Source organism: Bacillus salitolerans, from assembly GCF_042680805.1.
Taxonomy (GTDB): Bacteria; Bacillota; Bacilli; order Bacillales; family SA4; genus Bacillus_CJ; species Bacillus_CJ salitolerans.
On sequence record NZ_JBHUEM010000036.1, the window covers coordinates 1 to 6,791 of the forward strand.

At 32.0% G+C, this 6,791-nt stretch carries 10 protein-coding genes; 1 reads left to right on the forward strand and 9 read right to left on the reverse strand.

The window, feature by feature from the left end; translation table 11 throughout:
* Positions 1–1,108 (forward strand): DUF4179 domain-containing protein (locus ACFSCX_RS16485; RefSeq protein ID WP_377929341.1); only part of this gene is annotated, 1,108 nt, incomplete at its 5' end.
* 373 nt (positions 1,109–1,481) lie between these two features.
* Here the strand turns inward: ACFSCX_RS16485 and ACFSCX_RS16490 are convergent.
* The 9 genes from ACFSCX_RS16490 to ACFSCX_RS16525 all read right to left on the reverse strand — a co-directional run bounded on the left by ACFSCX_RS16490 (position 1,482) and on the right by ACFSCX_RS16525 (position 6,416).
* Positions 1,482–1,664, reverse strand: a complete 183-nt coding sequence (locus ACFSCX_RS16490; protein WP_377929342.1) for a hypothetical protein — start codon at positions 1,662–1,664, stop codon at positions 1,482–1,484.
* A gap of 498 nt (positions 1,665–2,162) precedes the next feature.
* Positions 2,163–2,333: a hypothetical protein gene (locus ACFSCX_RS16495; RefSeq protein WP_377929343.1), complete on the reverse strand. Its 171-nt coding sequence runs from the start codon at positions 2,331–2,333 to the stop codon at positions 2,163–2,165.
* Positions 2,334–2,450: 117 nt separating this feature from the next.
* Positions 2,451–2,621, reverse strand: a complete 171-nt coding sequence (locus ACFSCX_RS16500; RefSeq protein WP_377929344.1) for a hypothetical protein — start codon at positions 2,619–2,621, stop codon at positions 2,451–2,453.
* 198 nt (positions 2,622–2,819) lie between these two features.
* Positions 2,820–3,071 (reverse strand): hypothetical protein, encoded by a 252-nt coding sequence (locus ACFSCX_RS16505; protein ID WP_377929345.1) that lies wholly within the window; start codon positions 3,069–3,071, stop codon positions 2,820–2,822.
* Positions 3,072–3,325: 254 nt separating this feature from the next.
* Positions 3,326–3,538 (reverse strand): DUF7674 family protein, encoded by a 213-nt coding sequence (locus tag ACFSCX_RS25725; RefSeq protein ID WP_465252673.1) that lies wholly within the window; start codon positions 3,536–3,538, stop codon positions 3,326–3,328.
* A gap of 298 nt (positions 3,539–3,836) precedes the next feature.
* Positions 3,837–3,983 (reverse strand): hypothetical protein, encoded by a 147-nt coding sequence (locus ACFSCX_RS16510; protein ID WP_377929346.1) that lies wholly within the window; start codon positions 3,981–3,983, stop codon positions 3,837–3,839.
* Between the two features lie 306 nt (positions 3,984–4,289).
* Positions 4,290–4,847 carry a cysteine hydrolase family protein gene (locus ACFSCX_RS16515; RefSeq protein WP_377929347.1) on the reverse strand — a complete coding sequence of 186 codons (558 nt, stop codon included), beginning with the start codon at positions 4,845–4,847 and terminating at the stop codon, positions 4,290–4,292.
* A gap of 507 nt (positions 4,848–5,354) precedes the next feature.
* A complete protein-coding gene (locus tag ACFSCX_RS16520) occupies positions 5,355–6,122 on the reverse strand; it encodes a nucleotidyltransferase domain-containing protein (protein WP_377929349.1) in 768 nt (255 codons plus the stop codon).
* A gap of 45 nt (positions 6,123–6,167) precedes the next feature.
* Positions 6,168–6,416, reverse strand: coding sequence for a hypothetical protein (locus tag ACFSCX_RS16525; protein WP_377929348.1), 249 nt, complete (start codon positions 6,414–6,416; stop codon positions 6,168–6,170).
* Positions 6,417–6,791: the final 375 nt, after the last annotated feature.

The following is a 6,791-nucleotide window of genomic DNA, read 5'->3' on the forward strand; positions in this document are numbered from 1 at the left end:
CATTATCAAGAAGTTACCTATCCTAGAATCTGTATTCTACAATAAAGGTGATGAAGGTTTAAAGGCTGTATACAATCTCGGGAATGCTCAAGTAGTAGATGAAGAAGTTCATGATAATGGTATAACCATACGTTTTACAGAGGTATATTATGATGACCTACGTTTCTCGGTAGCATATGAAATTAAATTACCTGAAAAACAGGAAGTTACTATGGATACACTATCTTTCTTTATGGACGCAAACACATATATTAATGGAGAGAAAGTCCAATTAAGTGGAGGTACTGGTATGTCCAATGAAGATCTTCCATATATTAGAGGTGTTATGGACTTGGATGTATTAGCCGATAAAATGGGTGAAGAGTTTGATTTTACAATAGAGATTTTTGAAGTCAATAATATAAAAGGAAAGTGGAAGTTTAATTTTCCTGTTAGCAAGGTCAATGGGTTGAGTTCTCCAACAAAGTTTATATCATCAGATAATTTAGGAAATGGGATGGAAGTAAAGAATCTAGTTGTCACTCCGTCTGGGGTTCAAACTAGTGTTAAATTTAAGGAAAGTATTAAAGAAAATAAAAGTTCAGAGGAGTTAAAGTATTTTATTACAGAAGGAAATGGGATATGGAGAGAAGCGAGCAATCAAACAACAATACACGAAGCAAGGGAGTCCTATATTGAGAAATTTGAAGAGTATTATATAAAGGAAGATGTATTATTTCCACCTATTTCAGATAAGAATGGGCATTTCTCTATCTTACCTGCAAAACAAGTAGAAAGTAAAATTCAACAATACCCATTACGACATGGAGAGGTAATTAAATATAACGAATATGGTTCATTTGAAATAACAAAAATCCAACAAAGTGAGGGAAATCTCGAGGTAATAATAGATATTCATCAAAATAGTAAGTTCATACCAGTCAATTATATCTACATAACATCAAAAGATTATTCATTCATCTATAGTATGAATGATATGCAGAAAATAGGTAATCATCAATATCAATTGATGATTCCAACTAACATAGAATCCAGTGACTTATTGGTTGAGTTTACTATGCTAGAACCATTTCTAGATTTAGCAGTTAATGGTCTTGTCGATAATTAATACTCTCTGTTAAGTGATTTTAGGCTGTTTATTCCTTTACAGGTTATATAGACGGAAAATAAAGTTACTTATAGGCGCTATCGGGTCTTACTGCTACACAAACAAAGTCATTTCTTCGTAGTAAAACGATACTATTCAGTAGGAAATACCAAATAGACGATAACTATAAATTAGTTATCGTCTTGTTCAACTAAAGGGTGCTTTACCTACACAAAGAAATAGTTTATAGAGCCTAAATTATGCAAGTTTTTATACATTACTTGTTAGATAGGCTCTTTTTGTGTTTTTAGAAAATAACGTCGTGGGATCACATTTTGTATTAAAAAAATTTCCAATTAAGTGTGTCATTTATTTGAGCACAAGCTGTGTCATTTTACTTGGCGGTCACAACATCCTTAATATCTATAATTTCTATTGAAGAATTCTCAAATAAATCTAACGATTGGATTGTTTTGATTATCGATTCCTCGTCGTTTCCATTTCTGTAAAATGAACTATTCAGGTAATTAAATATGAAGACTCCGAAAATAACGATTACTAAAACTAAATATTTCATTTTGACCCCCGGAAAGTTATTTCATAAAAGCTGTAAATTCTGATAACTTAAGTCTATCACAGAGCCAAACAATAGGGGATCATAGTTAAAAGTAGTATATATAAGTCATTGTCAAATTGGTTGTTCCTAGTTACTCACTTAAGACATAAAGTTGATAAATGCGAGGTTATTCCTAAAATCTCCTTGTTCACCTGAACTCCCCTTTACTTTCAACATAAATAAAAGCCAATCTCCTTCTTGAAGATTAGCCCCCTTTAGACAAAAGTGAATTACATTATATATTTTTTCAAATTGGCTACTGTTGTAATCCCTTCTGTTATCATCCTAGAGAAATATTAATAAATTCTCTAAAGGAAACTTCATTTGCTAGGGTACTTTTCATCTTTGTACCTCATTTCTCACTGCATAGAGCAAAATACCATCGGACCTTGTATTTTAGCTTCTGAATCTAGAACAAAATAAATCCAAATCCAACAATAACAAATAATATTTCTTTCATCATTTCTTTTCCTCATGGTAATGAGTAATGTGGTTTGAATCATCGTTCTTTCCACTTACAAAATCATCATATGGAGTATAGTTATTTGAAGGAAACTTCTTGTTCTTCATTGTTCTGATTGTTACAAACGTAATTATTGCAATTATGAAAATTAGAAATATGTATGTCAATCGTTTCTCCTTTCTCATAGCAGAAGAATAACTAACTTATATTAACTGTATTCTATTTTTCATGTCCCCGATTAAATAGGTTAAACTATAGTTTTTTATGCTCCTACATTTACCTAATTAACTATTTTTAATAACAGCAATTGCAACAACAATAATAATTATTACAATTGGAATCATTGCCTTTAATAATCCGTTCTTTGCTATATATTCATGATCTCCCATTGAACGTCCTACACGGAAGTTTAACTTTACCTTATCTTCTTCCTTTTGGTTTCCTTCATTTGTCATTATTAGTCCTCCTTGTAATAGGATAATACATATTACATACATATTCTGTAAAATACATCCAATACCTTTTCCTTCAATTAAAAAAGCGTCTCTGCTATTTACAGAAACGCACCCTATACTTTGTCACAAACTAATATCAAGGAAAACTAATCAAATAACTCTAAAACAGTTGGGTAATCATACTGACCTTTTGAAATCTCAAAGAATCTTCCCTAAAACTCCTAATGTTACAGTTCCGTGATGTTGGTCAAGAACTAATGGTGTAAAAGTTGAAAAGATATAGAAATCAATTACTTCAATCTTTAGATATTCATTTTCAACAAAAGGTTCACCAAATGTTTCTCTTTGATATTCTATGTATTGTTCTTTTGTTGGATTTGTAAAGATACATATGAGAAGTATGAATAATATAGTTGCTACACCCCCAATTTTTTTATCAAACACCGACATCTCATTTCTCCTTTTATTTGAGAGTTTAAATGAAGATTTTTAAGTGTAACTCATTACCTCACTATTTTTATAAATAAAAAAAATCCATTTTCCTTTTTGAGGAAATGCCCATATACTTTAATAAGCTACTCACCTGGAATAATACCAATTACTCCTTCAATATCTTGGTCAACAAGAAACGTTGGAGATGCAAGTACATCTTTATCATCTAACGAAACCGAAAAATTGCATTCTCGCACCCGTTAGTATCTTCTTCAAAATAGTTCTATTTCATTGGAAGCCTTCCTTGTTTCTTTACCCATGCATCTATAAGCTGTATGAAGGATTTTTTTATCATCACCAAATCTTTCAAGAATAGTGACACTTAACAGTTCCTTATCGTAGTCATCGCCTTTAGTTGCCATTTTTTCAAAGAAATCAAATAACTTTTCAAGTTTTTCTGTTTCTTCTTTTTCAAGGAATTTAATAAAGTAGTCGTTACATTAACCAAAGAAAACATGTGGTAATAATTTTTCATTATCTTCAATGTGCTGTTCTAATAAAAGTTTAAACTCAGGAAATTCCTTTACAAATTGTTCAGCTAAATTGTCTTTATCCACTTTCTCACCGCCAATTACTTACTCAACTCTAGCACCCTTTAGTTTATTCCATTATATAACATATCGGTTTTCATTGTTTCGTTTGAAGTAAGGTTACTCTTAAGCTAACCTGTTCAATAGTTCAAAAGCGATCACTATGTAGTTATCGCCACCTTTAGTTTAACAATCACTCTTCGTTAATTGGAATTGTTGTTGCTACACCACTTTGAGTAATGATCACACTATTTATTTGATTTGATATACCCTTTTCCACTTTAATAACAAATGTCCTTGGTGTAGCATCTGAAGTTGTGACCGCCAAGTAAAATGACACAGCTTTTGCTCAAATAAATGACACACTTAATTGGAAATTTTTTTAATACAAAATGTGATCCCACGACGTTATTTTCTAAAAACACAAAAAGAGCCTATCTAACAAGTAATGTATAAAAACTTGCATAATTTAGGCTCTATAAACTATTTCTTTGTGTAGGTAAAGCACCCGTTACTTTAAGTGTAATACTTCACATACTTTAACATTTTAAATGATATTCCATTCTACCTTAATAAGTAACAAAGATAATATCCCAATTTCTTAAATCGAACTAAGAATTTGGGATATTGTTCTACTACTCAGTTATTACCTATATGAATTATGTGTTGGATAAAATAACTCTTCTTCTGTATTTCTTACAATGGAAAAGTTTTCAACATTGTAATGTCCATGAAGAGTTTCGTTATGATGATTTATAATTTGTTCGGCACTTAAAACATCGCCGTCTGTTGTTGAATGTCCATCTCCAACTAAGGTGACATCCATTCCATTAATAGTTGCAGTTCGGACTGCACTATCTATGCAATGTTGGGTTGCACATCCCATTACAACAACATGTCCAATCTCTTGAGATTTTAAGTGATTTAGAAGTCCTGTACCATGGAACGAATTCGTTGCAGTTTTTTCAAAGAAATTTGCATTTATAGGTACATTAATTTTTTCATGAACTTGAAAACCTTTACCTATTCCTTCTGCAACCTCAAAGTCCCTTACAAAGACAATAGGAACATTAGAATTATTTGCTTTTTCAATTACTGCATTGATATTTGTGATAAGTTGTTCCTTTTTGTAAACAGCACTTTCTTCTTGATTCCCTTCAATTAACTCCTGCTGAGCATCAATGATTAACAATAATTGCTTCAAATAATTTTCCCCTCTCAAATTTAGGGAAACGTTTTATTTAATTTGACGTTTTCCCCTTAATGTTTTTAACGTCGAAATATTTTTTCATTTTCATAATATCTACCTCCTACACTGAGATTGTCCTCTAATTGAGTGTTGGAATTTTCAGACAGTTAAATATTAACATATTATAGTTGAAATAACACCTCATATCGTCAATTAGTTATTTTACTATCCTGCTTCTTTACTTCAACAAGAAAAAGCCAATCTCCTTCTTGAAGATTAGCACCCTTTACTTTAAGTAGGTTCTTTCACAATCTCCATTAATTTTAACATAATTACCCATTTTCAAATTGTCTTGTGTAAAGGTATTGGATAACGTTTTAGCTGTTTGAGACGGGGACATTTTACTTATTATTGTCCCTGTTTCAAATAGTCTGTTAGGTGCTGCTAGTGGCGAAAACATACGAAAATCTTCAATTTAGCCAATTCATCATAGAAATTTAAATTCATGTCGTCAATTCGCTGTTAGGAGAAGGAAGTTCTGGAAGCAGCCAATGCAGTTAAAGCCTTCTCAATATAACTATATACTTCTTCTGTAATCCCCAGAAATTCTTCAACATCTACATTACTATCTAAGTAACACGCATACAGATAGTCAACTAAAGCTGAATCAATATTGCAATAATCTGATATGGCACTCTTCATCTTAGTAATGTCATCTTGCCAAACCCCTGTATCTTCTAAAACCAAAGAGTATAATGCACGAATTAATCTCTTTGAGTAACCTTTGGTATATTTAGATTTCAGTGTGTCATCATTGGCATTAGATAGAAAACCGCGAACGCGATCCACTGCCTCTTGAGTGTCTGAATTTAAGTCTAATATGAACTCAGGTGAAATAAGAATAGGCGGTACTTCTTCGCCAATATCAGTACCATGTATACAAACACAGATTATCTTGATCCAAAATCCCCATTCATTGGGCTTACTTCTTACATCATCCAGTGAACAAATAACCGTATCAACCTTAGTTACTAATCGATATTTTTGTAAAATCTGGTCCTTCAGACATGATACTCTATCATAATCTATATCTTCTGGTCTTTCGCATACTATTGTAAAATCTGCATCAGACTTAAATGGCTTAGCAGTACCTTTAGGAATTGAGCCACACATATAAATACTGTGAATCTTCCCACTGAACTCTGTAAGCAAGCTAGCTGTATACTCCTCTACAAAAGTCTTGTACTCACTCTGAATATTGATCTTCTTAATAACCTTCTCCAAAACCATATCTGGTCTCCTTTTATCTTCTAAAATCATTTTATATCCCCCTGTTTAAAAGTATATCATTTTATAAATTTTTCTTTTTTTTGCTTTTTTCACTATCCTGCTCGTTAGTGCAACAAGCACAACTTCGTTAATGTGCATAATTATTAGTAAATATACATCCCTCGTAACTGTAAGGATAAACAGTAGTTGCATGATTGTAAGACCATCATACACACTCTTCCATAAAAAAGGGAAGTCCTTAACTGGAAAAAAGTGTTGCATTTTATCAAGCAAAAACTGTGTCAACTCTTTCAAGCGGTCACAACCCACCAGTTAAGAGTAATTTTCTATGCCTACGGAAGCTAACCTGCTTTTTACTTCAACAAAAAGTGGTACTTATCCTTCATGGATAGTACCACGTCTATTGCATTCTCGCTCCCTTTACTTTTAGTGTAATTGTTCACAATGTTTGGAGCTCTTATTGGAAATAATTTTCGACCTACTTAAAGAAAGATTTTAACTTAAACAAGATATTTCGGGCATTCACTTTTATTTCTGTAAGATCAGTAACATAAATGTTACCAGGATGATGCTAGTATAGTTTCATGGACACAACCTAGTTAAGTTCTTTAAAATTTGACTAGAATGATAACGAAAGGTTGTGTCCATAAATGGGGAACAAAAATACAG